Annotated in this window: 22 protein-coding genes; 10 read left to right on the top strand and 12 right to left on the bottom strand. The window is 60.9% G+C overall.

Annotated elements, in window-relative coordinates:
- Positions 1 to 132: 132 nt before the first annotated feature.
- The 3 genes from fdhD to ACP7E6_RS29300 all read left to right on the top strand — a co-directional run bounded on the left by fdhD (position 133) and on the right by ACP7E6_RS29300 (position 2,232).
- On the top strand, positions 133 to 960 hold the full coding sequence (fdhD, locus tag ACP7E6_RS29310) for a formate dehydrogenase accessory sulfurtransferase FdhD (RefSeq protein ID WP_426233700.1): 828 nt from the start codon (positions 133 to 135) through the stop codon (positions 958 to 960).
- Positions 950 to 1,288: a formate dehydrogenase subunit delta gene (locus ACP7E6_RS29305; RefSeq protein WP_426233698.1), complete on the top strand. Its 339-nt coding sequence runs from the start codon at positions 950 to 952 to the stop codon at positions 1,286 to 1,288. Before fdhD ends, ACP7E6_RS29305 begins: the two co-directional genes overlap by 11 nt.
- 230 nt (positions 1,289 to 1,518) lie before the next feature.
- Positions 1,519 to 2,232, top strand: a complete 714-nt coding sequence (locus tag ACP7E6_RS29300) for a pentapeptide repeat-containing protein (RefSeq protein ID WP_426233696.1) — start codon at positions 1,519 to 1,521, stop codon at positions 2,230 to 2,232.
- Between the two features lie 61 nt (positions 2,233 to 2,293).
- Here ACP7E6_RS29300 and ACP7E6_RS29295 read toward each other — a convergent pair whose 3' ends face one another.
- A complete protein-coding gene (locus ACP7E6_RS29295) occupies positions 2,294 to 2,866 on the bottom strand; it encodes a cupin domain-containing protein (protein ID WP_426233694.1) in 573 nt (190 codons plus the stop codon).
- Between the two features lie 253 nt (positions 2,867 to 3,119).
- Between ACP7E6_RS29295 and ACP7E6_RS29290 the strand changes: the two genes are divergently transcribed.
- The 3 genes from ACP7E6_RS29290 to ACP7E6_RS29280 all read left to right on the top strand — a co-directional run bounded on the left by ACP7E6_RS29290 (position 3,120) and on the right by ACP7E6_RS29280 (position 8,402).
- On the top strand, positions 3,120 to 4,511 hold the full coding sequence (locus ACP7E6_RS29290; RefSeq protein ID WP_426233692.1) for a sigma-54-dependent transcriptional regulator: 1,392 nt from the start codon (positions 3,120 to 3,122) through the stop codon (positions 4,509 to 4,511).
- The gene (locus ACP7E6_RS29285) at positions 4,504 to 6,507 is read left to right on the top strand and encodes a sensor histidine kinase (RefSeq protein ID WP_426233690.1); all 2,004 of its coding nucleotides are present in this window, start codon (positions 4,504 to 4,506) and stop codon (positions 6,505 to 6,507) included. The genes ACP7E6_RS29290 and ACP7E6_RS29285 overlap by 8 nt, the downstream gene beginning before the upstream one ends.
- Before the next feature lie 242 nt (positions 6,508 to 6,749).
- The gene (locus ACP7E6_RS29280) at positions 6,750 to 8,402 is read left to right on the top strand and encodes an OFA family MFS transporter (protein WP_426233688.1); all 1,653 of its coding nucleotides are present in this window, start codon (positions 6,750 to 6,752) and stop codon (positions 8,400 to 8,402) included.
- Between the two features lie 171 nt (positions 8,403 to 8,573).
- Here ACP7E6_RS29280 and ACP7E6_RS29275 read toward each other — a convergent pair whose 3' ends face one another.
- Positions 8,574 to 9,005 (bottom strand): Lrp/AsnC family transcriptional regulator, encoded by a 432-nt coding sequence (locus ACP7E6_RS29275; protein ID WP_426233686.1) that lies wholly within the window; start codon positions 9,003 to 9,005, stop codon positions 8,574 to 8,576.
- A gap of 123 nt (positions 9,006 to 9,128) precedes the next feature.
- Between ACP7E6_RS29275 and ACP7E6_RS29270 the strand changes: the two genes are divergently transcribed.
- Positions 9,129 to 10,232: a saccharopine dehydrogenase C-terminal domain-containing protein gene (locus tag ACP7E6_RS29270; RefSeq protein WP_426233684.1), complete on the top strand. Its 1,104-nt coding sequence runs from the start codon at positions 9,129 to 9,131 to the stop codon at positions 10,230 to 10,232.
- Positions 10,233 to 10,423: 191 nt separating this feature from the next.
- Here ACP7E6_RS29270 and ACP7E6_RS29265 read toward each other — a convergent pair whose 3' ends face one another.
- The 8 genes from ACP7E6_RS29265 to ACP7E6_RS29230 all read right to left on the bottom strand — a co-directional run bounded on the left by ACP7E6_RS29265 (position 10,424) and on the right by ACP7E6_RS29230 (position 20,398).
- Complete coding sequence (locus ACP7E6_RS29265; RefSeq protein ID WP_426233682.1) at positions 10,424 to 11,851, bottom strand: mannose-1-phosphate guanylyltransferase/mannose-6-phosphate isomerase; 1,428 nt, start codon at positions 11,849 to 11,851, stop codon at positions 10,424 to 10,426.
- A gap of 244 nt (positions 11,852 to 12,095) precedes the next feature.
- A complete protein-coding gene (locus ACP7E6_RS29260; protein ID WP_426233680.1) occupies positions 12,096 to 12,503 on the bottom strand; it encodes a F0F1 ATP synthase subunit epsilon in 408 nt (135 codons plus the stop codon).
- Positions 12,504 to 12,631: 128 nt separating this feature from the next.
- On the bottom strand, positions 12,632 to 14,194 hold the full coding sequence (gene atpD / locus ACP7E6_RS29255; protein WP_426233678.1) for a F0F1 ATP synthase subunit beta: 1,563 nt from the start codon (positions 14,192 to 14,194) through the stop codon (positions 12,632 to 12,634).
- Between the two features lie 24 nt (positions 14,195 to 14,218).
- Positions 14,219 to 15,103: a F0F1 ATP synthase subunit gamma gene (locus tag ACP7E6_RS29250; protein ID WP_426233676.1), complete on the bottom strand. Its 885-nt coding sequence runs from the start codon at positions 15,101 to 15,103 to the stop codon at positions 14,219 to 14,221.
- 27 nt (positions 15,104 to 15,130) lie between these two features.
- The gene (gene atpA / locus ACP7E6_RS29245; protein WP_113313884.1) at positions 15,131 to 16,660 is read right to left on the bottom strand and encodes a F0F1 ATP synthase subunit alpha; all 1,530 of its coding nucleotides are present in this window, start codon (positions 16,658 to 16,660) and stop codon (positions 15,131 to 15,133) included.
- On the bottom strand, positions 16,660 to 17,226 hold the full coding sequence (locus ACP7E6_RS29240) for a F0F1 ATP synthase subunit delta (RefSeq protein ID WP_426233673.1): 567 nt from the start codon (positions 17,224 to 17,226) through the stop codon (positions 16,660 to 16,662). The genes atpA and ACP7E6_RS29240 overlap by 1 nt, the downstream gene beginning before the upstream one ends.
- Positions 17,227 to 17,488: 262 nt before the next feature.
- Complete coding sequence (locus ACP7E6_RS29235) at positions 17,489 to 17,875, bottom strand: DUF4345 domain-containing protein (protein WP_426233671.1); 387 nt, start codon at positions 17,873 to 17,875, stop codon at positions 17,489 to 17,491.
- A 318-nt stretch (positions 17,876 to 18,193) separates the two neighbouring features.
- A complete protein-coding gene (locus ACP7E6_RS29230; protein ID WP_426233669.1) occupies positions 18,194 to 20,398 on the bottom strand; it encodes a primosomal protein N' in 2,205 nt (734 codons plus the stop codon).
- 96 nt (positions 20,399 to 20,494) lie between these two features.
- Between ACP7E6_RS29230 and fsa the strand changes: the two genes are divergently transcribed.
- Positions 20,495 to 21,148, top strand: coding sequence for a fructose-6-phosphate aldolase (fsa, locus tag ACP7E6_RS29225; RefSeq protein WP_426233667.1), 654 nt, complete (start codon positions 20,495 to 20,497; stop codon positions 21,146 to 21,148).
- 63 nt (positions 21,149 to 21,211) lie between these two features.
- Here the strand turns inward: fsa and ACP7E6_RS29220 are convergent, their stop codons facing one another.
- Together ACP7E6_RS29220 and ACP7E6_RS29215 are read right to left on the bottom strand one after the other, a co-directional pair.
- Positions 21,212 to 22,345, bottom strand: coding sequence for an AAA family ATPase (locus ACP7E6_RS29220; RefSeq protein WP_426233665.1), 1,134 nt, complete (start codon positions 22,343 to 22,345; stop codon positions 21,212 to 21,214).
- 9 nt (positions 22,346 to 22,354) lie between these two features.
- Positions 22,355 to 23,281, bottom strand: coding sequence for a GNAT family N-acetyltransferase (locus tag ACP7E6_RS29215; protein ID WP_426233663.1), 927 nt, complete (start codon positions 23,279 to 23,281; stop codon positions 22,355 to 22,357).
- Between the two features lie 131 nt (positions 23,282 to 23,412).
- On the opposite strand from ACP7E6_RS29215, the gene ACP7E6_RS29210 reads away from it, so the two are divergent.
- Both ACP7E6_RS29210 and ACP7E6_RS29205 read left to right on the top strand, forming a co-directional pair.
- Entirely contained in the window at positions 23,413 to 24,354 is a 942-nt protein-coding gene (locus tag ACP7E6_RS29210; RefSeq protein WP_426233661.1) for a tyrosine recombinase XerC, read from the top strand.
- A 99-nt stretch (positions 24,355 to 24,453) separates the two neighbouring features.
- Positions 24,454 to 25,557, top strand: coding sequence for a TraB/GumN family protein (locus ACP7E6_RS29205; protein ID WP_426233659.1), 1,104 nt, complete (start codon positions 24,454 to 24,456; stop codon positions 25,555 to 25,557).
- The last annotated feature ends 230 nt before the right edge of the window (positions 25,558 to 25,787 follow it).

The raw sequence follows: 25,787 nt of genomic DNA, 5'->3' as shown, positions 1-25,787 counted from the left end.
TCGCCATCGTTGCGACAATGCGCAAGCTTCTCACCATTCTCAATGCCATCATCCGGGACAATAAACCATGGCAAAACGCTTGACGAACAAGACAGTCGCTCTCCCCGCTGGGGAGAAGAAAGAGTTCGCGGCATGACCACCTTCAAACTCACTCAGACCGTGCCCGAGACCGCCCATCGCAACGGCAAGCTGACGCCCGGCTCCCGCGCCGTCCCCGAAGAAACGCCCATCGCGCTCTCCTATGGCGGCTCCACCCATGCCGTGATGATGGCCACCCCCGGCGATTTCGAGGATTTTGCCGTCGGCTTCAGCCTGACGGAGGGGATCATCACCGATCCTTCCGAGATCGAATCGATCGAGGCCGTCGCAGACGAAAAAGGCATCGACCTTCAGATCATTCTGAAGGATGAGCAGAACGACGCGCTGGTCTCCCGCCGCCGCCATATGGCAGGGCCTGTCGGCTGCGGCCTCTGCGGCATCGAATCGATCGAGCAGGCCGTGCGCAAGACACCACCGGTATCGTCCTCTACACTGCGGCTATCGCAGCAGCAGATCATCGAAGCCGTCGCCCTCCTCAATGGCCAGCAGCCGCTGCATTTCGAAACCCGTGCCGTGCATGGCGCCGGCTTCTACGTACCGGGCAAGGGCCTGATCGCCGTGCGCGAGGATGTCGGCCGCCACAATGCGCTGGACAAGCTGGTCGGCGCTGCAGCCCGGGCCGGACATGCCGGAACAACCGGCGCCGTCGTCGTCACCAGCCGCGTTTCCGTCGAGATGGTGCAGAAGACCGCCATTATCGGCAGCCCCTTCATCATCGCCATATCGGCGCCGACAGCACTTGCCATCCGCACGGCGGATGAAGCCGGTATGACGCTGATCGCGCTGGTACGCGGCGCCGATTTCGAGATTTTCACGCAATCCCACCGCATTCAATCCGGAGCCGTCGCCGATGTCGCTTGATAACACCAATGGCAAACTTGTCCGCATGGCCAACCAGATCGCCACCTTCTTCAAGTCGCAGCCGGAAGATGAGCGCGTCGAAGGCGTCGCCACCCATATCAACAAGTTCTGGGAACCGCGCATGCGCAAGGCCTTCTTCGAACTGATCGAGCAGGGCGATGCCGGTTTCGACCCTATCGTGATCTCCGCCGCCGCCATCATCAAGCCACCTTATTCCGGCTCCGAAGGCGTGGGTACCGGCAGCGATGCCGCCGCCGGTGCACCGGACGGCAAAGGCACGGCAGCCGGCGAATCCCTGTCCGAACCGAGCATTCCCGAAAAAGCCTGATCTCGGGGCGGCGCAATACTTTGCACAACTCCGTTCATGGACGTTGAACGGGCGCACCATCTAAGCTACGCAGCAATACCGAAAAAGATGGGCCGGTTGGTAATCCGGTCCCTGCAATCAGCAGCTTATGACCCCTCTCGGGTTTCCACGGTACCAGTTTGATCAGCAGTGGTCGGCGGGGTACGTGGCTCTGCACCGTGTGTCCTCGATGACGAACAAGGAACCTCGGCATGGCACCCTCCGTCTCCCCGGACACCCCGATTTCACTGGCCAATACCGTTGAGAACTGCGCGCTTGATCGCTCTGCAATCGAACAGCTCTCGAAAAGTGGACTTCCGCACAAGCTGATGGATTGCGTCCTTGAGGAAGCCGACCTTGCGCGCCTGACCCTGGATGGCTGGGTGTTCGAGGCCTGCAATGTCAAGCAGGCCCGGTTCACCGGCGCAAAACTGAGTGCCACGATCTGGTCGAGCTGCAAGGGCGGTCTCGCCGATTTCACCGGTTGCGATCTGTCGGAGAGCAAGATCGAGGGGTGCGACTTCAACAACAGCAATTTCCGCGGCACGACACTGACCGGCGCGCACTTTTCCCGTTGCAAGCTGACGGGAGCAAACCTCTCCGAGGCAAAAACCCTCAATCTGACTTTCCACGAAACCCGGCTGGCCGACGCCCGGCTGCCCGGCCTCTCCTTTCGCAAGGCCCGCCTGAACGGCCTCGATTTCCAGATGGCCGATCTGAAGAAATGCGATTTCCGCGACGCGATCTTTCAGGATTGCAGCCTGCGTGACGCCAATCTGGTCGACTGCCGTTTCGAGGGTGCCGACCTTCGCGGCGCCGACCTCGGCGGCATTCGCCTGCTGAACGCCAAACAATTCAAGGGCGCAACGATCTCGCGCGATCAGGCGGGGCAATTGCTGGCGGAGCTGGGATTGAAGGTGCGGTAGATACCAACCTGAGCAAGGCTTGTCGTACGGTACGACACGGTTTTCGACCCGAACGTGCCGCTTAGCGCCGCTTTCGTGGCTTCACTGAAAGTCTATACTCTCTCAAGAATGCGACAGGCGCCAGACAGGCGAAGAGCAGTTTCTGAAACCAGACAGGAATGCCATCCCCGTAAGCATGATCATGGAATGCATGCAGAGCCTGCGCCCGCAATACCAATGAAGGCTCTCCGTTGTCGTCGTACCAGTCAGGATGCTCGGCCGTACCGAGCGACATGTTCAGGAACAGCCGCATGAAATTGTAAGCCGGCGAAAAGCGGACTGTGAACAGCGTCTCCCCGTCGTGACCGTTGCGAAACAAATGCGGGATGCCGCGCGGCACCAGCAGCGTGTCACCTGGCTTCAGAACATGCCACTGTCCATCCATCATGACCCTGAGAACGCCGCTGCGGACGTGGAACTCCTCGTCGGAATTCGGATGGAAGTGCTGGCGGCCAGTTCCCCGCAGCACGCCTCCGCGTCCCAGAAAAACGTCGAGCTGAAACGTCTCCGCGTCTTCGCCAAGATGGGTGAAGATGAACGTCTCACCATTGAAGGCGTTGCGAATGCGCGTTCCCGGAGGCGGAAGTTTCTCCATGACATGCCCTCCCAAGCCATGCCAGTACCGCAGCAGGTCCACGGCAAGGAGGACCGCAGGCAGATTGTGCCCGAGTCAGCGCGCTATGTGTAGCAATTTCGTATTTTTGCACCAAAGCCTGCATCGACACCGGTTGTAGCCACATCCTCAACTGCAAGCGATTCCGGTCCTTTCACAGACACGAGTGGAAACTCTCTTTGTACCTGCCCTTCACCCTTGCTATGGTCGGCCTCGTCAAAAAAGGGAGAGACTTTTGCAGGGAGAGGCAGCGCGAAAAACGTCGGTGCCGGAGCGCGATCCGGAGTTCGGGCCGTGGCTGGCGCAGGCATCCATCCTGATCGTCGATGACGAGCCGGGCATGCGCAATTTCCTCGTCCGCACGCTCGGGTCCCGCTGCAAGCGGATCGAGGAGGCGGCCGATACCGACGAGGCCTCGCGCAAGCTCGATGCCCACCATTTCGACGTCGTCATCCTCGACAATATCATGCCCGGCAAGAATGGCGTCGACTGGCTGGCCGAACAGCGTGCCATCGGCTTTTTCGCTGAAGCGATCCTGATCACCGCTTTTGCCGATCTGGAAACTGCAATCCAGGCTCTGCGGGCCGGAGCCGTCGATTTCGTGCTGAAACCCTTCCGGTCCAACCAGATCCTTAATTCCGTCGCCCGCTGCCTCGACCGCATGCGGCTGCAACGCGAGAATTTCGTGCTGCGCTATGAGCTGAAGGCAACATCCGATCATATCCTTTTGCGCGACCGGCTGATCGGCGCGTCGCGGGTGATCGGCGAGGTCCGCGATACCATCGCGCGCGTGGCGCCGCTGCCGACTTCCGTTCTCCTCACCGGCGAATCCGGTACCGGGAAGGAAGTCGCGGCCCGCTCGCTGCACACCCTGTCCGACCGGGTGGACAAGCCTTTCGTGCCGGTCAACTGCGCCGCCATCCCGGCTGACATGATCGAGACAGAGCTTTTCGGCCATATCAAGGGTGCCTTTACCGGCGCCGAAAACAACCGCGAAGGCCTGTTCACCCATGCGCAGGGCGGCACGCTGTTCCTCGATGAGATCGGCGAAATGCCGCTCGCCACACAGAGCAAGCTGCTGCGTGTAATCGAGGATCGCCGGGTCCGGCCGCTCGGCTCCGAGCGCGAAGTACCGGTCGATCTGCGCTTCATCTTCGCCACCAATGCCGAACTGCAGAAAGAGGTCGAGAAAGGCCGCTTCCGCGCCGATCTCTTTTACCGCATCAACGTCATGCAACTTTATCTGCCGCCGTTGCGTGACCGCGGCAATGATGTGCAGGAACTGGCCGAGCTGTTCATGCAGAAATTGTCGCAGCAGCTTGGTATGCCGAAAGTAACCATCGATGCGCCGGTGCGCGCAGCGCTGGCCCGTTACGCCTGGCCTGGCAATGTGCGCGAGCTGCGAAACCTGGTCGAACGTTCGCTGATTTTGGGGAAATTCCCGGACGATTTCCGTGGCAATCCCGGTCAGCAGGCAGAAACGGCCGATGAGACGCTGGATGATGTCGAGCGGCGGCATATCCTGGCGGTGCTGGAAGAAACCGGCGGCAACCGCGACGAAGCCGCCCGCCGCCTCGGCATTTCGCGCAAGACCATCGACCGTAAATGCGCCGTCTGGAATGGCTGAGGCTTCCCGCCCTAAGGAGCGCCCTGCCCGCTCCATCCGCTTTAGGCTTCTGGCCATCGCGCTGCTGCCGACGCTGGTCATCCTGCCGCTTCTGCTTGGCATTACCATTGCCCGCTGGAATGCGAAATTCGATGCGCTGCTGATCACCAAGGTCAATGGCGACCTGACCATCGCCCATCAATATCTGTCCCGCATTCTCGAAAACACCGGCGAGCATATCCAGGCGCTTGCCGTCTCCGCCGCATTTCGCGACACGGTCGGCTCCGGCGAAACCCCGGCCCTGCCGGCGTTCCTTGAAAAGAGCCACCAGACGCTCGGCCTCGATTTCCTGATGCTCGTCGATCATCAGGGGCAACCGATCAGCGCGGCACGGCAAGCGCAGGAAGCCTGGCCGGTGGTGATCTCAGCGCTCGATGGCACATCCTCGACCGCCATCGACGTTTTCTCCGACGCCCAACTGGCCGCCCTGTCGCCGGCGCTGGCGGAGCGCGCCCGGATCGAGCTGGTGGAAACCCCCAACGCAGTACCGACCGACAGGAAGAGCGAGACGCGCGGCATGGTCGTGCACTCAGCCAGCCCGGTGATACTCGCAAACGGCGTAAAGGCGGCACTAGTCGGCGGTATCCTGCTCAACAAGAACCTCGTCTTCATCGATACGATCAACGACCTCGTCTATCGCGAGGCAAGTCTTCCTGAAGGCAGCAAGGGTACCGCGACGCTGTTTCTCGAGGACGTGCGCATCAGCACCAATGTGCGCCTGTTCGAGGATCGCCGCGCCTTGGGAACCCGGGTTTCCGCCGCCGTGCGTGCCGCTGTTCTGGACGAGGGTCGCACCTGGCTCGACAGCGCTTTCGTCGTCAATGACTGGTACATTTCGGCCTATGAGCCGATCGTCGACAGTTTCGGCAAGCGCGTCGGCATGCTCTATGTCGGCTTTCTGGAGACGCCCTTCCGGCAGGCAAAATACGCGACGCTGTTGACCATCGTACTCGCCTTTCTCGTTGTCACCGCCGTCAGCGTGCCGATCTTCCTGCGCTGGGCAAGGGCGATCTTCAAACCGCTGGAACGCATGAGCGACACCATCACCCGCGTTGAAGGCGGCAATATGGGTGCCCGCACCGAACTGAAGGCGGCCAGCGACGAGATCGGCCGCGTGGCACTGCACCTCGACGGCCTGCTCGACCAGTTGCAGCAACGCGACCGCGAACTTAGGCAATGGAACGAAGAGCTGAACGACCGCGTTGCCGAGCGCACCAGCGAACTGGAGCTGGCCAACCGCCAGATCGAGGCGACCACCAAGCAGCTGATCATGTCGGAAAAGCTCGCTGCCATCGGCGAAATCACCGCCGGTGTCGCCCACGAGATCAACAATCCGATCGCCGTCATCCAGGGCAATCTCGACGTTGTCCGCAGCGTGCTCGGCGCCAAGACAGACGAGGCGAAAGTCGAGTTCCGGCTGATCGACGAGCAGATCCACCGCATCAGCCAGATCGTCACCAAGCTCCTGCAATTCGCCAAGCCGGAAGAATATGCCGGTTATGTCGAGCGCCACGCGCCCTCAGACATCATTTCCGATTGCCTGCCGCTGGTGCAGCATCTTCTGCACCGGGCCGAGATCAAGCTCGTCCGCGACGACCGTGCCACCCGGCTGGTGCTGATGAACCGGACGGAACTGCAGCAGGTGGCGGTCAACCTGATCGTCAACGCCATCCACGCCATGCCGAAGGGCGGTGTCCTGACGATTCGGACGCTGGATCAGGATATCGCCGAAAATCCGGGAGTGATGCTCGAAATCACCGACACGGGTGTCGGCATGACGCCGGAGCTGATCGGCAAGATTTTTGACCCATTCTTCACCACCAAACGGCAGGAAGGCACCGGTCTTGGCCTGTCCATCAGCCAGCGGCTGATCGCCCGCCAGAACGGCCGCATTTCCGTCCAGAGCGCCCCGGGAGAAGGAACGACCTTTTCCATCTGGTTACCGGAAGCCAGCTGAACCGGACAAAATGTCCGCCGACTCCCGGACATTCTGTCCACCGCTCGCGTCCCCTACTGCATAACCCATTGAAATCCTGAATAGCCCGATTTGGCACGCCGATTGCTCCTGTGATGGGACGGACGGCAGAGGCGGCACCACGCGTTGAGGAGCGGGTGGTGCGAGACACTCTTCAGCCACCCCGGACATGACATTCACTGGGAACGCCCGACGGGACATGGGCGGATGGAGGAACAACGAGAATGACAGCAACAACGGACACCTATGTCGGCGGGGGCGCGGTCGGCCTTCTCGACCGCGAACGCATCATCGCCAAGCCGGGCTTCAACCGCTGGCTCGTACCGCCGGCAGCGCTTGCCATCCATCTCTGTATCGGCATGGCCTATGGCTTCAGCGTCTTCTGGCTGCCGCTTTCCAAGGCGCTCGGCACCACGCCCGATAGCTGCGCCAGCATGAACCTCGCTTCCGCCCTGTTCACCACCACCTGCAACTGGCGTGTCGCCGATCTCGGCTGGATCTATACGCTGTTCTTCGTTCTGCTCGGTTGCTCGGCCGCCATCTGGGGTGGCTGGCTGGAACGTGCCGGCCCGCGCAAGGCCGGCTTCGTCTCCGCCTGCTGCTGGTGCGGCGGTATTCTCGTCGCGGCACTCGGTGTCTATACCCACCAGCTCTGGCTGATGTGGCTCGGCGCCGGCGTCATCGGTGGCATCGGTCTTGGCCTCGGCTATATATCGCCGGTTTCCACTCTGATCAAATGGTTCCCCGACCGGCGCGGCATGGCGACGGGCATGGCGATCATGGGCTTTGGCGGCGGCGCGATGATCGGCGCCCCCTTGGCCAACCTGCTGATGACCCATTTCCGCACCGATATTTCCGCTGGCGTCTGGCAGACCTTCGTCGTCATGGCGGTCATCTATTTCGTCTTCATGATGGGCGGCGCCTTCGGTTACCGCATCCCGCCGGCAGGCTGGCGTCCGGAAGGCTGGACTGCACCGGCTTCCAAAAGCACAATGATCACCACCAAGCACGTGCACCTGCGCGATGCCCACAAGACGAAGCAGTTCTGGCTGATCTGGGCGGTGCTCTGCCTCAACGTCTCGGCCGGGATCGGCGTCATCGGCATGGCATCGCCGATGCTGCAGGAAATCTTCGCCGGCTCGCTGATCGGCCTGCCGGATGTCGCCTTTGCCGATCTCGATACGCCGCAGAAAGCGTCGATCGCTGCAATCGCCGCAGGATTTACCGGACTTCTCTCGCTGTTCAACATCGGTGGCCGCTTCTTCTGGGCCTCGCTGTCGGACAAGATCGGCCGCAAGAACACCTACTTCTGCTTCTTCGTCCTCGGCATAGTTCTCTATGCGCTCGCCCCGACGCTCGCCGGTCTCGGCAACAAGGCGTTGTTCGTGCTGGCCTTCGGCATCATCCTGTCGATGTATGGCGGTGGTTTCGCGACCATCCCGGCCTATCTCGCCGATATCTTCGGGACGCAGTTCGTCGGCGCCATCCATGGGCGGCTGCTGACGGCCTGGGCAACGGCTGGCATTGTCGGTCCTGTGGTGGTCAACTATATCCGCGAGGCCCAGATTTCCGCAGGCGTCGCCCCCGGACCCGAACTCTACACCGGTACGATGTATATCCTCGCTGGCATGCTGGCGCTGGGATTGGTTGCCAATGCGCTGATCCGGCCGTTATCGGACAAATGGTTCATGAAGGACGAGGAGGTTGCTGCCCTCCAGGCCAAGTCCGCCGCGGCGAATGCCGGCCCGACCGGTTCCTTCGGCATCGGCGCCGGTGGTTTCGACGGCAAGGCCCTGATCGCCTGGGCCATTGTCGGCATCCCGCTACTCTGGGGGGTCTGGGTAACGCTGAGAGCCAGCATGGTGCTGTTCGGATAAAGGAGGCACGGCAGCTTCCTACTCCCACCGCGCCTCATCCGCCCTGTTAGGCACCTTCGCCCCGTTTGATGGGGAGAAGGAAGAAGCGGCAACCTCTGTCATCCCCTCCCCCCGCGCGCGGGGAGAGGGCTAGGGTGAGGGGCAATTACTGCGCAGCCACTCGACTGAAAATCACCGATTGATCCGCGTCGACAGAATGATCGACGACAGCGTCTTTTCAACCCCGTCGATCTCGCCGATCCGGTCGATGACCAGATCGAGCTCGCTGATCGATGACGCGGCGACAACGGCGATCAGGTCGAAACTGCCGCTGACAGAATGCAGCGTCCGCACATCCTCGATATCGTGCAGGTCCTGCGTTACTCGCCCCAATGCCTTGGCGGCAAGCGTGATCAGCACATGCGCCTTGATAAGCCCCTTCTCGAAATCGTCCGACAGCCGCACGCCGTAGCCGGCAATGATGCCGTCGCGTTCCAGCCGCTCGAGCTTTGCCTGCACCGTCGTGCGCGAAAGGCCGAGTTTTCGCGCCAAAAGCGCCGTCGGCATGCGGGCATTCTCGCTGAGAATGGCGAGGAGTTGCCGGTCCTTGTCCGCTAAAGTCATTATGATCATCCTTACCGGCATTATGCCGATTATTCGACGGCATTTTTATCAGATCAGCGCTTCATATCAACCGGTAGAAATCAGACAATGGAGGTACAGACAGATTCATTCGGGGGACCCACCATGAAAAATATCGTTGTCATCGGCGCCGGCAAGATCGGCTCGACCATCGCCCGCCTTCTCGCCCATTCCGGCGATTATCAGGTCACGCTGGCCGATCGCAGTGCCGAACAGCTCGCCATGATCGAAAAGCACGACGCCATTTCGGTCGCTGAAATCGACATCTCCGACAGCGCCGCCATGGTATCCCTTTTGACCGGCAAATTCGCCGTCCTCAGCGCCGCACCGTTCCACCTGACGATCGCCATTGCCGAAGCCGCCTCCAAGGCCGGCGTGCACTATCTCGACCTGACCGAAGACGTCGAATCCACCCGTCATGTCAAGGCGATCGCCGAAACCGCCACCACCGCCTTCATTCCACAGTGCGGCCTGGCACCGGGCTTCATCTCCATCGTTGCCAATGATCTCGCCAGCCGCTTCGACACCCTCGACAGCGTGCGCATGCGCGTCGGCGCCCTGCCGCAGTATCCGTCCAACGCTCTGAACTACAACCTGACCTGGAGTACGGACGGCGTCATCAACGAATATATCGAGCCCTGCGAAGCCATCGTCGAAGGCCAGCTGATCGAAGTTCCGGCACTCGAAGAACGCGAAGAATTCTCGCTCGACGGCGTCACCTATGAAGCCTTCAACACCTCCGGCGGCCTCGGCACGCTGTGCGAAACGCTGAAGGGCAAGGTTCGCACGCTCAACTACCGCACCATCCGCTATCCCGGCCACGCCGCGATCATGAAGGCCCTGTTGAACGATCTTGGCCTGCGCCACCGCCGCGAAGTCCTGAAGGACATCTTCGAAAACTCGCTGCCGTCGACCATGCAGGACGTCGTCATCATCTTCGTCACGGTCTCCGGCCGCAAGGAAGGCCGCCTGGTGCAGGAAACCTACGCCAACAAGGTCTACAGCGCCGTCGTTGCCGGTCGCATGATGAGCGCCATCCAGATCACCACGGCATCCAGCATCTGCGCCGTTCTCGACATGCTGGCCAAGGGCGAACTGCCGGCCAAGGGCTTCATCCGCCAAGAAGAAATCGGCCTCGACGCCTTCCTCAAGAGCCGCTTCGGCCACCACTACGAACAGCGCGCCTATGCCGACAAACTGGCCGGCTGATCTGCTGCGATAAATGACGTTAAACCGCAATGCCCGGGATTTTACGATCCCGGGCATTTTTGCGTCAGCTCCATCATTGGATTGCTGACGCTATTGCTGTTGGGGACAACCAAGAGGGAAGATTTCCGGGCGCAAAGTGTAGCTCCCTCTTCTCCCCGCAGGGGAGAAGAGAAGAAAGCAATCCTGAGACCTTACGTCCGCCCAAACTCGTCATCCAGCCGGATGATATCGTCATCCTCCAGATAGGAGCCGGTCTGCACCTCGATCAGCTCCAGCGGGATTTTGCCCGGATTGGTCAGCCGGTGGACGACGCCTTGCGGGATATAAACAGACTCGTTTTCGTGCAGCAGGCGCGTCTCGCCGTCGATCATGATCTCTGCCGTGCCGCGCACGACGATCCAGTGCTCGGAGCGGTGATGATGCTTCTGCAGCGAGATCTTGCAGCCGGGCGTCACATGCAGCCGCTTGACCTCGAAACGCTCGCCGCTCAGCACCGATGCCACCGCCCCCCAGGGGCGATAGGATGTCGGATGGTTTTCCGTCAGCCTTTTCGTTTTCGCCGACAATGCCAGCTGCTTGACGATCTGCCCGACATTCTGGCTGTCCTCCATCCGCCCGACATAAACCGCATCCTCGCTGGCGATGACGGCGACATCATCCAGCCCCTGCACGGCGAGATGGATATCGCGCGACAGTATCAGCGAGTTGCGGGTATTGGAGACCGTTGCCTTCTGGCCCACGACATTGCCGTCCGCATCCTTGTCGCCGATCGCCCAGACGCTGTCCCAGCTGCCAAGGTCCGACCAGCTGAAGGATGATGGCACGACAGCTGCATGCTCCGTGTTCTCGAACACGGCGTAATCGACGGAAATATCCGGTGCCTGCGAGAAGGCCGCCTCATCGAGACGGTCGAAATCAAGATCCCGCTCTGCACTTTGAATTGCCCGCTGGGCTGCATCGTAGACGGCAGGCGCATAACGCAGGATTTCCGCCAGCAACTGCCCGACGGGCAGCATGAACATCCCGGAGTTCCAGAGATAACGGCCGCTTGCCAGAAGCTCCTCCGCCCGCTCCCGGTCTGGCTTCTCGACGAACCGGGCAACGGTTTTTGCGCCTGTTTCGAGATCGTCCCCCATTTCGATATAGCCATAGCCGGTCGCCGACTCCGTCGGCTCGATGCCGAAGGTCACCAGCTTGCCCGTCTGTGCCGTTTCCTGCGCGATGCGGATGCAGTCGAAATAATGCAGGCCCGCATCGATCTCGTGATCGGAAGCCAGTACCTGCATGACGGCGGTGTCGCCATGATCGCGCAAAACCACGAAGGCGGCGGCTGCGAGTGCCGGCGCGGTATTGCGGGCAACAGGCTCCAGAAGGATGCTCGACAGCGGTGCGTCGAGCGCCCGGGCCTGCTCGGCAACGATGAAGCGGAATTCGGCATTGGTGACAACCACTGCCGGCGTGTAAAGCTCCTGATCGGAAACCCGCTCCAGCGTCTTCTGGAACAGCGAACGATCGCCAAGAAACTGGAGAAATTGCTTCGGCGCCGCCGAGCGCGACAGCGGCCACAACCGCGTCCCCTTGCCGCCAGCCATGATGACCGGCACGATCCTGGAAGACATGCGCATCCTCTTGTCTTGAGTCGAACCTTGCAGTTCCAGATTTTCAGAACTCTTTTTGCGAAGGGGCAACCTAACGCAAAACCAGAGCATGTAAAATCTTTTCGCGGATATGCGCTTTTATCAAATCAAGGTGTTGACGCCGGCAGTGCCGCCGAAGCCGACAGTCCCGCTCTCCTGCACAAGAAAGTCCAGACAATAAAAAACCCCGCCGGAGCGGGGTTCGAAAGCCACGTCACAGACCTTTTCAGGCTGCGACGACAATCTCATTGAGCTGTGTCAGCTCGGCAAGGAAACTCTCCAGGCGCGTCTTGTGCTCGTCACTGTGCGAACCGTCTTCCAGTTCCGACTTTGTTGCATCGATGCGCTTTTCGATCAGCTTGGCATCGACTTCGCTGACTGGAACGGCGGATTCGGCAAGCAATGTGCAGCCTGTCGGCAGGATATCGGCGAAACCGCCGAACACGACGTAACGCGTCACCGTGCCGTCGATCGCCTTGACGCTCACGACGCCCGGCTTGATCGTCGTCATCGTCGGCGCATGGTTGGCCATGACGGTCATTTCGCCTTCCGTTGCCGGAAGCACGACCTCGCTGACACGCTCGGACAACAGCAGGCGCTCCGGGGAGACGAGTTCGAAATTGAAATCAGCCATGATCATTCGCTTCTTTTGGCGCTACCGGCGAGAAACCCCGGCAGAAAATCCGTTCGGCGCGGCCAGGCCCTTACCAGCCGCAGCGATTGTCGATCGGGGCACCGTTGCGGCGCCCCGACCGAAAGTCATTAAGCGGCTTCTGCAGCCAGGCGCTTGGCCTTTTCGACCGCTTCCTCGATGGAACCGACCATGTAGAAGGCGGCTTCCGGAAGATGATCGTATTCGCCGTTGACCAGGCCCTTGAAGCCCTTGATCGTGTCTTCGAGAGCGACCAGCTTGCCCGGCGCACCGGTAAAGACTTCGGCCACGAAGAAGGGCTGCGACAGGAAGCGCTCGATCTTGCGGGCGCGGGCAACCGCGACCTTGTCTTCTTCCGACAGTTCGTCCATGCCCAGGATGGCGATGATGTCCTGGAGCGACTTGTAGCGCTGCAGGGTCGTCTGGACGCGGCGCGACACTTCGTAGTGCTCTTCACCGACAACCATCGGGTCGAGCATGCGCGAGGTCGAGTCGAGCGGGTCAACGGCCGGGTAGATACCCTTTTCAGCGATCGAGCGCGACAGAACGGTCGTTGCATCCAAGTGGGCGAACGATGTTGCCGGTGCCGGGTCGGTCAAGTCGTCGGCCGGAACGTAAATGGCCTGAACCGAGGTGATCGAACCCTTGGTCGTCGTGGTGATGCGTTCCTGCATCTGGCCCATGTCGGTGGCAAGCGTCGGCTGATAGCCCACAGCCGAAGGAATACGGCCGAGAAGAGCCGACACTTCGGAACCTGCCTGGGTGAAGCGGAAGATGTTGTCGACGAAGAACAGAACGTCCTGGCCTTCGTCACGGAACTGTTCAGCGATCGTCAGACCGGTCAGGGCGACGCGCGCGCGGGCGCCCGGCGGTTCGTTCATCTGGCCGTAAACGAGGGCAGCCTTGGAGCCTTCGCCGCCACCGTGCTTGTTCACGCCGGATTCGATCATTTCGTGGTAAAGGTCGTTGCCTTCGCGGGTCCGTTCACCCACGCCTGCGAAGACCGAGTAACCACCGTGCGCCTTGGCGACGTTGTTGATCAGTTCCATGATCAGAACCGTCTTGCCAACGCCGGCGCCGCCGAACAGGCCGATCTTGCCGCCCTTTGCGTAAGGCGCGAGCAGGTCGACGACCTTGATGCCGGTGACGAGGATCTGCGCTTCGGTCGACTGCTCGACGTAGGACGGTGCTTCCTGGTGGATCGAGCGCTTGCCCGAGGTGATCAGCGGACCAGCTTCGTCAACCGGCTCGCCGATGACATTCATGATGCGACCGAGCGTTTCCAGACCAACCGGAACGGTGATCGGAGCGCCGGTGTCGGTCACAGGCTGACCGCGAACCAGACCTTCGGTCGAGTCCATGGCGATCGTGCGAACGGCGTTTTCACCGAGATGCTGGGCAACTTCGAGAACAAGGCGGTTGCCGTTGTTGTCGGTTTCCAGCGCGTTGAGGATCAGCGGCAGCTGGCCTTCTTCGAAGGTCACGTCGACGACGGCGCCGATGACCTGCGTTACGCGGCCGACTGCGCCGGTTGCCGTCAAGACCACCTTGGCTGCCGGTGCCTTCTTCGCTGCAACGGTCTTCGCTGCTGCTGCCGGCTTTTCCGCTGCTGCCTTCACCGCTGTCGGCTTCGTCGCCGCTGCTGTTGTACTGGGGGTAGCTGCCTTAGCCATAATCCTTACCCTCTTTCCGTAACCTTAGAGCGCTTCCGCGCCCGAAATGATTTCAATGAGTTCCTTGGTGATCTGAGCCTGACGCTGACGATTGTAGGAGAGCGTCAGCTTGTTGATCATTTCACCGGCATTGCGCGTGGCATTATCCATCGCGCTCATTTTGGCACCCATTTCACCCGCAACATTTTCGAGCAAAGCCCGGAAAACCTGCACCGAAATGTTGCGCGGGATGAGATCGTTGAGGATCTCGCCCGCATCTGGTTCGTATTCGTAGATCGCGGCAGCAGATGCTTCGTCGCTCCTGGCGACTGCAGGAGCAGCAGCCGGGATAAGCTGAAGCGCTGTCGGAACCTGCGAAATGACCGACTTGAACTCCGAATAGAACAGAGTGCAGACGTCGAATTCGCCCTTTTCGAACAGGCCGATGACCTTCTTGCCGATCAGGTCGGCATTATCGAAACCGATCCGCTTGACTTCGCGCAGATCGACACGGTCGATGATCAGCGATGCGAATTCGCGGCGAAGGATATCGAAGCCCTTCTTGCCGACGCAGATGATCTTGACCGTCTTGCCGTCGGCCAACAGCTTGCGCACGTGGTCGCGGGCAAAACGGGCGATCTGGCTGTTGAAACCGCCGCAAAGACCGCGTTCCGCCGTGCAGACCACGAGCAGATGCGTCTGGTCGCGGCCATTGCCCGTCATCAGGCGCGGTGCACTGTCGTCCGTGCCCACAGCTTCCGCAATGTTCGCAAGAACGATCGCCATCCGCTGCGAGTAAGGCCGGGCAGCCTCGGCCGCCTCCTGCGCGCGCCGAAGCTTCGCCGCGGCGACCATTTTCATCGCCTTGGTGATCTTCTGCGTCGCCTTGACGGAGGCGATCCTGTTTTTCAGATCCTTAAGTGAAGGCATCCGTTGTCCGTCCTAACTGGTACCCGTTCAGGCGAAGGATTTCGCAAACGTGTCGATGGCAGACTTGAGCTTGCCCTTGACGTCGTCGCTGATTGCCTTGTCCTTGCGGATAGCCTCGAGAATGTCCTTGCCTTCGGAACGCATGTACGACAGCAGACCCTGCTCGAACGCGCCAACCTTGTTGACGGCGATCTTGTCGAGGTAACCGTTCACGCCGGCGAAGATGACTGCGACCTGTTCTTCCGTCTTCAGCGGCGAGAACTGCGGCTGCTTCAGGAGTTCGGTCAGGCGCGCACCACGGTTCAACAGGCGCTGCGTCGCAGCGTCGAGGTCGGAACCGAACTGAGCAAAGGCGGCCATTTCGCGATACTGGGCAAGCTCGCCCTTGATCGAGCCGGCAACCTGCTTCATCGCCTTGACCTGAGCGGCCGAACCGACGCGGGAAACCGACAGACCGACGTTCACCGCCGGGCGGATGCCCTGGTAGAACAGGTCGGTTTCAAGGAAGATCTGGCCGTCGGTGATCGAGATCACGTTGGTCGGGATAAACGCCGAAACGTCGTTACCCTGGGTTTCGATGACCGGCAGTGCGGTCAGCGAGCCAGCGCCGTTGGCGTCGGAAAGCTTTGCAGCGCGCTCAAGAAGACGCGAATGCAGATAGAAAACGTCGCCTGGATAAGCTTCGCGGCCCGGCGGGCGGCGCAGCAGCAGTGACATCTGGCGGTAGGACACAGCCTGCTTGGACAGATCGTCGTAACCGATCAGGGCGTGCATGCCGTTGTCGCGGAAATATTCGCCCATCGCGCAACCGGCGAACGGTGCGAGATACTGCATCGGAGCCGGATCGGACGCCGTTGCAGCAACGATGATCGAATATTTCAGTGCGCCGCGCTCTTCGAGCACCTTGACGAACTGGGCAACCGTCGAACGCTTCTGGCCGATGGCGACATAGACGCAATACAGCTTTTCGGCTTCCGGACCATTGTCGTGAATGGCCTTCTGGTTGAGGATCGTGTCGAGAATGATGGCGGTCTTGCCGGTCTGGCGGTCACCGATGACCAGCTCGCGCTGGCCGCGGCCGACCGGGATCAGGGCGTCGATGGCCTTGAGGCCTGTCGACATCGGCTCATGAACCGACTTGCGCGGGATGATGCCCGGAGCCTTGACGTCAACGCGCGAACGGCGCGTTGCGTTGATCGGGCCCTTGCCGTCGATCGGATTGCCGAGCGCGTCAACGACGCGGCCGAGCAGTTCCGGACCAACCGGAACGTCAACGATGGCGCCGGTCCGCTTGACGGTGTCGCCTTCCTTGATGCCACGGTCGGCACCGAAGATAACCACACCGACATTGTCGGCTTCAAGGTTCAGCGCCATGCCGCGAATTCCACCCGGGAATTCCACCATCTCGCCGGCCTGGACATTGTCCAGACCGTAGACGCGGGCAATACCGTCACCGACGGACAGCACCTGGCCAACCTCGGAGACTTCTGCCTCCTGGCCGAAGTTTTTAATTTGATCTTTGAGAATTGCGGAAATTTCCGCGGCGCGGATATCCATCAGCCGACCTCTTTCAGTGCAAGCTTAAGGCTAGAAAGCTTTGTGCGAAGGGAAGTGTCAATCTGGCGGGACCCGACCTTGACGATCAGACCACCGAGAATAGAGGGTTCAACCGTGACGTTGAGCGTCACGTCTTTGCCGGTGACGCCCTTGAGCGCCGCCTTCAATTCGGTCTGCTGCGCTGCCGACAGGGCATGAGCCGAAGTCACCTCAGCAGAAACTTCGCCACGATGACGGGCGGCGGTTTCGCGATAGGACTTGACGATGCCAGGCACTGCAAACAGGCGGCGATTGCGAGCAACCACCTTCAGGAAGTTGCCGACCAGACCCGTAATTCCAGCCTTCGCGATGATCGCGGAAATGGCCTTGAACTGGTCGTCGGCAGAAAAGATCGGGCTGACGATAAGGCGCTTCAGATCGGCGTTCTCGTTGATCAGCGACTGGAACTTGTCCAGATCCGCCCCGACGCTCTCGACCGAACCCGCTTCCAATGCGAGATCGAAAAGCGAAGACGCGTACCTTTCTGCAACACCGGAAATAAGCTGGGATGTGTCTGCCACGGGCACAAGCTTCTCTTATTTTAATTCAAAGGCGATGTCTGCGGAGAACCGTAAACCCAACACTTTGAATTTGTTGCTATATTTTAAAGGACATGCAGGCCGGGCGGCCTGTTTCCCCCACAAGTCGCGGTTCGTCTAGCATAGGATATCTGGACTCGCAACACGCGAACGGCACGAATGCGTTTAAGATCGCCCGGTTTGGCCAAATTTTGACAAAAATGGGGTATGAGCTGGCGAGGTCCGCGCTGTAGGGCCTGGCAGACGGGGTTTAAATGAAGCCAAAGACATAGGCCAAGGGCAAAGCCGAAAGCGCGATCTGGACGACAAGATACAACCAGTTCACAACCGTATTGCCGCTATCCGACAGCATCGACAGGATGCGCCCGAATGCCGCAAGCGCAAACGCAGCCCCCAGCGCCAGATACACCATCGGCTGGGCAAGCAGCAGCGCTGCAAGACCAAGCCCCAGATGAAAGCCCCCCATCGTCGAGCGCGCCTCCGCATACCCGCCACGACGGCCTTCGCGAAGATCGATCCCCAAAGCCCGAAACGCGATGCCTGGCGCAAACAGAAAGACAAGCCCGAGCAGCGACGTGACGACGGCGGCACAGAACGCCAGGAACTCCCCCGTTTCTGTCGGAATGTAGAACTCCATGCCATCTCCCCGTTTTCGATCAGCCGATTCGCTTATCGCACAGACAGATTCGGCCTGGAAGCACAGAAATCCCACCGAAGAATCGCCCGTATCGCCATCCACTTTTTCCGTAAAATATTGAGATAGCTACTATTATCCCTCTTTGAGAAAATTCCATGCGAATAGGGATAACGCCTGAACCGCAACACACCTTCCGTATCTGAGCGTCAAAGATCAGCCCTCAACGCGCTTCCCTTGAACTTGAGGCGTCGAACAGCGGTGTTGGCAGACGGAAAAACCGAGATACCCCTTCGTCCCTTGAGCCGGATTGGTAAAACCTCACAAAAAACTCTGCGGATCGATATCCAGCTGCACGCTCACCGAGCCGCGCATCTTCGGTCCGTTGGCCATCATCGTCTTGACGAAGGCCTGCATGTCGCTGTTGCGGCGGCCGTGGACCAGCAGCCGGAAACGGTGGCGGCCGCGGATCAGCGCCAGCGGCGCCTCCGCCGGACCCAGAATACTGATGCCGCTGACCTTGGGGGCAGCCTGCCGCAGGCCACGGGCATGGCCTTCCGCATCGGCGCGGGTATCAGCCGAGATGATAATCGAGGCAAGGCGTCCGAACGGGGGCAGAAGCGCCTTTTCCCGCTCGCTGATTTCGCGTTCGTAGAAGGCGTCCGAATCGCCCGAGACGATCGCCTGCATCACCGGATGCTGCGGCTGGTAGGTTTGCAAAAGGCCGAGGCTCTTCAGGCCGGTTCGCCCGGCCCGGCCCGTCACCTGGCTCAAAAGCTGGAATGTCCGCTCGGCCGCGCGCGGATCGCCATTGGCAAGGCCGATATCGGCATCGACGATGCCGACGAAGGTCATCATCGGAAAATTGTGTCCCTTGGCAACCAGCTGCGTGCCGACGACGATATCGGCCTCGCCCTTGGCGATGGCCTCCAGCTCCAGCCGCAGCCGCTTGACGCCCATCAGGTCGGACGAGAGCACGATGGTGCGCGCATCGGGAAAATGCCGATCGACTTCCTCGGCGATCCGTTCGACGCCCGGGCCGCAGGCGACCAGATGATCGAGCGTGCCGCATTCCGGGCAGCTCTCCGGCGTCTTTTCCGCATAGCCGCAATGGTGGCATTGGATCTGGCCGCGAAACCGGTGCTCGACTAGCCAGCTGGAGCAATCCGGGCATTGGAAGCGATGGCCGCAGACCCGGCAGAGCGTCAGCGGCGCATATCCACGCCGGTTGAGAAACAACAGCGCCTGCTCGCCGCGTTCCACCGCCTTACCGATATAGCGCAGCAGAACGGGCGACAGGAACCCGCCGCGCTCCGGCGGATGCTTGCGCATATCGACGAGGCCGAGATCCGGCAGCGCGGCATCGCCAAACCGGGTCGGCAGGTGGATCGGATTATAACGGCCAAGATCGCCGTTCACCCGGCTTTCCACCGATGGTGTGGCAGACACCAGCACAATCGGGAACTCGCCAATCCGCGCCCGCACCACCGCCATGTCACGCGCATTATAAAAGACGCGGTCTTCCTGCTTGTAGGCGGGATCATGCTCCTCATCGACAATGATCAGGCCAAGGTTTTCAAACGGCAGGAATAGCGCCGAGCGCGCACCGGCCACGACCCTGACGCCACCCTCCGTCACCTGCCGCCAGACCTTTTCACGGGTACGCGGTGCGAGATCCGAATGCCATTCGGCCGGTTTCGAGCCGAACCGGTCCTGGAAACGTTCGAGGAAACTCGCCGTCAGGGCGATTTCCGGCAGGAGGATCAGCACCTGCTTGCCGGCCTTCAAGGTCGCGGCGATCGCCTCGAAATAGACTTCGGTCTTTCCCGAGCCGGTAATGCCGTCGATCAGCGAGACGGAAAACCCGCCGGCATCGACGCTTTCGAGCAGATCAAGCGCCGCCTGCTTCTGCGGCCCTTCAAGCCGATGCTCTGTATAGTCCGGATCGGGTAATGCCACCACGGGCGGCGGCGGCATGAACACCGTCTCGAACACCCCTTGCGCCGTTAGCCCATCGATGACGCTGGACGAGGTGCCGGCCGCATGCGCCAATCCCGACCGCGTCCAGGTAAAACCGTTATCGGCCGTGGCGATCACCCTTTCGCGCGCCGCTGTCATCCGTTCCGGCCGGATATCGGTCAGCCGCAAGCCCTCGATCATCGGTTCCGGATCGAATGCCGCCGGCGCCCTCAAGGCCATCCGCGCGACAAGTCCGGGCGGCGAGACGGTATAGGTCGCCACCCAATCAAGGAAAGTCCGCATGTCCCGCGCCAATGGCGGGCAATCGAAGGCACGGGTAATCGCCTTTAGTTTTTTCGGATCGACGCTGCCGTCGTCGATCCCGTCCCAGACCACGCCCAGCACCTGGCGGGGTCCGAGCGGCACCTGGACGATCGATCCGGGCTCGACAGCCATTCCCTCCGGCACGGCATAGGAGTATGGTTTCGGGGCGGGCATCGGCACCAGAACGGGCACGACGCGGCGGGCGAACAGGTCGTCAAACAAATCGGTCGAATCTTCAGTCATCGGCCGTGACCTTGCCTCCGGATTGCGTTAAAGAAAACCCCGAAACAACACAGCAGCCCGCGCATCGCCCGCCCGAGCGCCGAAAGGGAGAATTCCATGAAGTTTTTTGTCGATACAGCCGATGTCAATGAAATCCGGGAGTTAAACGACCTGGGCCTCGTCGACGGCGTCACGACCAACCCTTCGCTGATCCTCAAGTCCGGCCGTAACATCCTGGAAGTGACCAAGGAAATTTGCGGCATCGTCGATGGTCCGGTTTCGGCCGAAGTCGCTGCGACCGATTATGAGTCGATCATGAAGGAAGCGGCTGTCATTTCCAAGATCGCCGACAATATCTGCATCAAGGTGCCTTTGACGCTTGATGGCCTGAAGGCCTGCAAGAACCTGTCGTCGGACGGTCACCTGACTAACGTGACTTTGTGCTTCTCGGCCAACCAGGCCCTGCTCGCCGCCAAGGCCGGCGCCACTTTCGTGTCGCCCTTCGTCGGCCGCCTCGACGACATCGCCTTCGACGGCATGGACCTGATCCGCGAAATCCGCCAGATCTTCGACAATTACGGCTACGAGACCGAAATCCTCGCCGCCTCGATCCGCACGGTCAACCACGTCAAGGAAGCCGCCCTGATCGGCGCCGACGTCATCACCGCGCCTCCCGCAACACTGAAGGCACTGGTCAAGCACCCGCTGACCGACGCAGGCCTTTCTACCTTCCTGGCCGACTGGGCCAAGACCGGCCAGAAGATCGCCTGATCTTTTTCAGGTTTTGGAATGAACGAAGAGCCCTGCGAGATGATCGCGGGGCTTTTTCCTTTTTCAGTCCTCTTCCTCATCGATCACGCCCGTCAGCCGCATGCCCTCGATCCAGGTCGCGCCATCGTTGCGGATCACCCGTTTCGGGCGCGTGCCGCACCGCTTATGGATTTCCGCCGCCAACAGTTCCGAATGGGTGACGATCCAGATCTGGCTGTCGGCTGAGGCTTGGGCGATCATTTCGGCAAGGGCCGGCAGCATGTCGGGATGCAGGCTGGTTTCCGGTTCGTTGAGGGCGATGAAGCGCGGCTTGCGGTAGGAGAGCAGCGCGCCCGCAAGCGCCAGGAACCGCATCTGGCCGTCCGACAGTTCACGCGGCGAAAACTGGCGTTGCGGGAAATCGGGAAAGACCAGCGAGAATTCGGCAAATTCTTCCGGTTCGGGCACCACAAGCCTCGCACCGCCAAAGGCATCGGCAATGGCACGGTCGAGATCGACCGTATCCTGGCGGGTGTGAAACAGCGTCGCGAACACGGCGGCGAGATTGGAGCCGTCCTCGTCCAGCATCGGCGCGGTGACGGCAAGGCAGGGCGAACGCAGCGGCGAATCGCGGTCGGTACGGAACCCGTGGAAAAAGCGCCAGCCGTCGATCGCCCGCCGGAACGTGCCGATCTCCGGATAGTGCCCTGCATCGCCTAAAAGCGCGATCGCCGTTTCCGAGGTCAGCGCCTGTTCCGGATGCTCCTCCATCCGGCCGGCAGCGTTTCTGACGAAAATGCCCGGGCCCGCCCGCTTCATCACCGTGACAGGTCGGCCCGCATCGACCTTCAGTTCCTCCTCCTTCACCTGCGGTTCGAAGACGAACCCGGCAGCCGCCTTCGCCGGACGCAACCCGGCCTCGACGCGGTAGAGAAAGCTCAGCGCCTGAACGTCGTCGAGCAATTCGACCTCGAGCTTGATCCGCACCGGATCGCCGCTCCGGCGCCTGCCGCTCCACAGCGCCGACGCCATGCCGCCTTCGCGGGCGATCTCATGCGCCAACCGCCCGCGCACGGCGGCCTGGATCAGCTGCAGGGCACGATAGAGGTTGGACTTGCCGACACCGTTTTCACCGATGAACAGGTTGACGTCAGCCATATCCATGCGGATGGATTTCAGCGAACGGTAATTGGCGGCGAACATCGAGCGAATCTGCATGACGCAGATTTAGCTGATCGTCTCCGGCAACGGAACCGGATTGCGGAATCGGGCATCGCCGTCGAACGCCAGATCGACCACGGTGTGACGCTCCAGCGCCCGCGTCACTTCGATCGGATCGCCATCGAGCGCCTCCGGCTGAATCAGGTTGCCGATGGTGAAATCGAACAGATCGCCCTTCTTGTTCAGAAGCTCATGGAACACCGTCATGTCGCGCAGTTCGGTCGACCATTTGGCGAGCCAGTAAAACAGCCCGGAATTGCGCGCGGCCATATGCACCGGCAGGATCGGCAGATTGTATTTGCGGGCAAAGCCAACAGCTGAGGTTTTCCATGGCCGCTCATTGAGCCGTCCGTCTGCCCAATAGGCGATGCGGCCGGAGGGAAACAGCACGGTTGCCTTGCCCTCCGAGATCGCCTGGTTGGTAATCTGCAGCGTTTCACGCGCCTTCAGTTTGCTCTTGTAATCCTCGCGCCATTCGACCGGGATGACCATCTCGGCAAAGCGCGGATTGACCCGGATGGCATCGCGATTGGCAAAGAACATCATGTCCGGCCGACGTTTCTTCAACAAATCGAACACGGCAATGCCATCGGCGATGCCGGTCGGGTGGTTGCTCACCAGAAGGAAACCGCCCTTTTCGGGAATACGCTCTTCGTTGTGCACGCGGATATCGAGCGACAGCGTCCGGCTCAGATGCTCGAACGCCTGGAAGCCCGGCACGTTGGCCACGGCATCGGCAAACTCGATCGCCTTGCGGTAATTCAGCACGGTGTAGAGAAACGGCCGCAACACCGGCCAGAGCGGATGCTTGACGATGCGCTGGCCACGCTCGGCAATCAGCATATCGACGATATGGCCGGGCTGGCCGTGCGACACCAGCGCGACCGTCTCCGCGAAATAGGTGAAACCGCTTGCCGAATCCCGTCGCGCCATCGCTTTTTCCGCATTGCCTGTGCTTGAGCTATCGCAGTTGAATATGATCCGGGCATGACAAATTCCTGCGACCGTTAGGAAAAACATAACTGGCTTGCGCGCAGAGTCGCGCTCATTACGAAACGCGGAGCATGGCTGTGAACGAACTGCTGATCATAGGTCATCCCGAGCTGATGGCCGAGCGCCAGCGCTGGCTTTCCGGCCTTGGCGAGGAGCGGCGGCTGTCCGACAAGACCGTCGAAGCCTATGAGCGCGATACGCGGCAATTCTTGCATTTCCTCACCGGCCACCTGAGCGGCCCGGCTCGGCTGAACGATATCAGCGCGCTTCGCCCCGGCGACTTGCGCGGCTTTCTTGCCTCCCGCAGACGCGATGGTGCCGGTGCCAGAACCCTTGGCCGTGGGCTTGCGGGTTTGCGCTCCTTTCTGCGCTATCTGGAAAAGAAGGGCCTTGGCAATGCCGCCGGGGCCTCCGCCGTGCGCTCGCCAAAACAGCCGAAATCGCTGCCGAAGCCGCTGACGGCGGTGGATGCCCTGATGGTCGTCACCAGCGACGCGCAGCTCGCCGACGAACCGTGGATCGCCACCCGCAACGCGGCCGTGCTGACGCTGCTTTATGGCTGCGGCCTGCGCATCTCCGAAGCGCTGGACCTGACGCCAGCCGATTTTGCCGGAGCGCCGACAGCACTTCGCATTCACGGCAAGGGCGGCAAGACCCGCGTCGTGCCGCTGATATCGGCGGCGATCGATGCCGTGCGCGCCTACGAAAAACTCTGCCCCTATCATCTGGCCACGGACGGCCCGCTGTTTCGCGGCGCCAAAGGCGGCAAGCTGCAGGCGGGGATCATCCAGCGCGAGATGCAGAAGCTGCGCGGCGCGCTTGGCCTGCCGGATACGGCAACGCCGCATGCCCTGCGCCATTCCTTCGCCACCCATCTTCTGGCCGGTGGCGGCGACCTCAGAACCATCCAGGAGCTGCTTGGTCACGCCAGCCTGTCGACGACGCAGGTCTATACCGGCGTCGATTCGGCAAGACTCTTGGAAATCTACGACCGCGCCCATCCACGCGCCTGAATTTTGCCGGTTAAGGCGCGTTAACCAGATTTGTTAAACGGCCTGTGAGGCCTGGGCGCCTAGAATCGCCCGATAGAGTTTTCGCAGACAGGATCGACTATGTTTCAGCACTGGGCAAAACCGGCACGCAGCCTGGCCAGAACATTGGCCGGCAGGTTGAGCGACAACGTGCTTGCGTTGATCGCCACGCTGCACGTTCTGTTTGCGCTGAGCCTGATCGTCACCCTGATGTCGATCTCGCCTGCCCGTGCAGAAGACGCGTCCTGTGGCGGCAAGAACCTGATTGCCGAGATGCAAACCTCCAATCCGGCCAAGTTCGCGGCGCTGGAAAAGGAAGCGGCGGCCATTCCGAACGGCAAGGGCACATTCTGGAAGATCGAGAAGGCGGGCATTGCGCCATCCTATCTGCTCGGCACCATGCACGTGACCGACCCGCGCGTGCTTGCGATGCCGGCCGGCGCCAGCCAGGCCTATGACACCGCCAAGACCGTCATCGTCGAATCCAACGAGATCGTCGATGATCGCAAGGCAGCGGCCGCGATCATGATGCAGCCGGGTTTGACGATGTTTGCCGACGGCAAGACGATCAACGATTTCCTGAAACCCGAAGAGATCGAAAAGCTGTCGGCCGGGCTAAAGGCGCGCGGTATCCCGCTGACGCTGGTGGCCAAGATGAAACCATGGATGATCGCCAGCTTCGTCGCCCTGCCAGCCTGCGAAATGAGCCGCAAGGCCGTCGGTGCCGCCTTTCTCGACAAGAAGCTCGCCGAAGACGCCCTGAAACAGGGCAAGAGCCTGAAGGGGCTGGAAACTCTGATCGAACAATTGCAGGCGATGGATGCGCTGCCGGTGCAGTTTCATCTGGAAGCGCTGATCGAGACGCTGGCGCTCGGCGATACCATCACCGATGTGATGGAGACGACCACCGAACTCTATCTTTCCGGCGATACAGGCCTGATCATGCCGATGATGAAATCCGTTTCGGAAGAAAAATCCGCCGCGGACGACGCAGGCTATGCTGATTTCGAGCAACGCATCATCACCGACCGCAACAAGACCATGGCGACGAGAGCCAAGCCGATTCTCGACGACGGCGCCGTCTTCATGGCCGTCGGCGCCCTGCATCTGCCCGGAGACGAAGGCGTGATCGAACTTCTGCGCAAGGACGGGTTTACCGTCACCAGCATGTCAGCCGCCAACTGAGCAGCGTCTTGACTCTTCTCCACCGCGGGGAGAAGTGCCGAACGAAGTGAGGCGATGAGAAGGTGGTTCGGGATATTCCGCACCTGCGGCTCCCTCTCATCCGGCCTTTCAGGCCACCTTTGTAACTTCCCTTCTTCCGCATTTGGCGCTGTAATGCCAGTTGCGGTGGCGGATGGAAGACCGTCGCACCTTTGGGACACCAAGCCCGTGGGAGAGCAAGGGTCTCCGTC

Source organism: Pararhizobium sp. DWP3-4 (genome assembly GCF_049898205.1).
Lineage (GTDB): Bacteria > Pseudomonadota > Alphaproteobacteria > Rhizobiales > Rhizobiaceae > Pararhizobium.
Note: the sequence above shows the minus strand (reverse complement) of the source record. Positions and strands in the feature narration are given on the sequence as shown.

What these genes read in the sequence shown, in the direction of transcription:
- fdhD (WP_426233700.1), top strand. Translation starts at nt 133, where the DNA reads ATGACCACCTTCAAACTCACTCAGACCGTGCCCGAGACCGCCCATCGC.
- ACP7E6_RS29305 (WP_426233698.1), top strand. Translation starts at nt 950, where the DNA reads ATGTCGCTTGATAACACCAATGGCAAACTTGTCCGCATGGCCAACCAG.
- ACP7E6_RS29300 (WP_426233696.1), top strand. Translation starts at nt 1,519, where the DNA reads ATGGCACCCTCCGTCTCCCCGGACACCCCGATTTCACTGGCCAATACC.
- ACP7E6_RS29295 (WP_426233694.1), bottom strand. Translation starts at nt 2,866, where the DNA reads ATGGAGAAACTTCCGCCTCCGGGAACGCGCATTCGCAACGCCTTCAAT.
- ACP7E6_RS29285 (WP_426233690.1), top strand. Translation starts at nt 4,504, where the DNA reads ATGGCTGAGGCTTCCCGCCCTAAGGAGCGCCCTGCCCGCTCCATCCGC.
- ACP7E6_RS29280 (WP_426233688.1), top strand. Translation starts at nt 6,750, where the DNA reads ATGACAGCAACAACGGACACCTATGTCGGCGGGGGCGCGGTCGGCCTT.
- ACP7E6_RS29275 (WP_426233686.1), bottom strand. Translation starts at nt 9,005, where the DNA reads ATGACTTTAGCGGACAAGGACCGGCAACTCCTCGCCATTCTCAGCGAG.
- ACP7E6_RS29270 (WP_426233684.1), top strand. Translation starts at nt 9,129, where the DNA reads ATGAAAAATATCGTTGTCATCGGCGCCGGCAAGATCGGCTCGACCATC.
- ACP7E6_RS29265 (WP_426233682.1), bottom strand. Translation starts at nt 11,851, where the DNA reads ATGTCTTCCAGGATCGTGCCGGTCATCATGGCTGGCGGCAAGGGGACG.
- ACP7E6_RS29260 (WP_426233680.1), bottom strand. Translation starts at nt 12,503, where the DNA reads ATGGCTGATTTCAATTTCGAACTCGTCTCCCCGGAGCGCCTGCTGTTG.
- atpD (WP_426233678.1), bottom strand. Translation starts at nt 14,194, where the DNA reads ATGGCTAAGGCAGCTACCCCCAGTACAACAGCAGCGGCGACGAAGCCG.
- ACP7E6_RS29250 (WP_426233676.1), bottom strand. Translation starts at nt 15,103, where the DNA reads ATGCCTTCACTTAAGGATCTGAAAAACAGGATCGCCTCCGTCAAGGCG.
- atpA (WP_113313884.1), bottom strand. Translation starts at nt 16,660, where the DNA reads ATGGATATCCGCGCCGCGGAAATTTCCGCAATTCTCAAAGATCAAATT.
- ACP7E6_RS29235 (WP_426233671.1), bottom strand. Translation starts at nt 17,875, where the DNA reads ATGGAGTTCTACATTCCGACAGAAACGGGGGAGTTCCTGGCGTTCTGT.
- ACP7E6_RS29230 (WP_426233669.1), bottom strand. Translation starts at nt 20,398, where the DNA reads ATGACTGAAGATTCGACCGATTTGTTTGACGACCTGTTCGCCCGCCGC.
- fsa (WP_426233667.1), top strand. Translation starts at nt 20,495, where the DNA reads ATGAAGTTTTTTGTCGATACAGCCGATGTCAATGAAATCCGGGAGTTA.
- ACP7E6_RS29220 (WP_426233665.1), bottom strand. Translation starts at nt 22,345, where the DNA reads ATGCAGATTCGCTCGATGTTCGCCGCCAATTACCGTTCGCTGAAATCC.
- ACP7E6_RS29215 (WP_426233663.1), bottom strand. Translation starts at nt 23,281, where the DNA reads ATGGCGCGACGGGATTCGGCAAGCGGTTTCACCTATTTCGCGGAGACG.
- ACP7E6_RS29210 (WP_426233661.1), top strand. Translation starts at nt 23,413, where the DNA reads ATGGCTGTGAACGAACTGCTGATCATAGGTCATCCCGAGCTGATGGCC.
- ACP7E6_RS29205 (WP_426233659.1), top strand. Translation starts at nt 24,454, where the DNA reads ATGTTTCAGCACTGGGCAAAACCGGCACGCAGCCTGGCCAGAACATTG.